The following is an 809-nucleotide window of genomic DNA, read 5'->3' as shown; positions in this document are numbered from 1 at the left end:
TAAATCATCAGTCATTGTGGTCATTATCAATATTCCTGAGCCAGATCATTATGTAATAATGGAAAATCTTGTTTAGGCGAACATGCAAACAGTATTTTTAAATACATTTAATATTGAAGACACGCCCTAAAATTAAGTGGTACATACCAGTATTAAATTGGAGGCAAGTTTAGCCTTATAAATATAAAAATAAAATAGATCTCTCGCATAAATCAAAAAATGATCTTCTTTTTGGTTAATATTCGAACTCCAGATTTCTTAGCATTCGCGCATAATCTGCGGATGAAATACATCAATTCAAACAAGCTTTCTGATCCTCAGTTCAAGCGATAACATAGTTTTGAAATGCACCGTAATTCATTTTCATGACTTCACTAAGTAGCTCTTTAAATCCATGTTCCTCAGCAGCAAATTCTACCAGTGATTCATTGTTCAGATCAGTAACACATGCCATGGTCGAAATGACCTGTACACTATGAGCTTTGAATTCGCCCAGGTATATTTTGTTGAATTACGTTTTTTTTATTAAGATATTTAAGGGAAAATTCTTACGGAAAAAATGTTTTTTATCACTGAACCATATACAAGTAGCTAAATTATCCTGCAATTTTTCAACCATCATTGGATGACTACCGTAAACTAGGTAAACAATATCACCAATATAGATAATATTCATCTTTAGTCAGCCAAGTATAAGATCAAAATTCTGAAACTTCTGATAAATAAATTAATGCCATCAATTGAGGACTTTTTTTAAACTGAGAAAGCGTTTATAAAGTCCAATTAAGTCCTTGTCCCATTTCATAAAT

General features: G+C 31.4%; 1 protein-coding gene. It reads right to left on the bottom strand.

What is annotated here, in order from left to right; translation table 11 throughout:
* Nucleotides 1–322 precede the first annotated feature (322 nt).
* The gene (locus ACNPNW_RS06030) at nucleotides 323–454 is read right to left on the bottom strand and encodes a hypothetical protein (protein WP_005100775.1); all 132 of its coding nucleotides are present in this window, start codon (nucleotides 452–454) and stop codon (nucleotides 323–325) included.
* Nucleotides 455–809 lie beyond the last annotated feature (355 nt).

The organism is Acinetobacter endophylla (assembly GCF_053543775.1).
The sequence above is the reverse complement of the archived record's forward strand: the minus strand, read 5'-3'. Positions and strand labels throughout refer to the sequence as shown.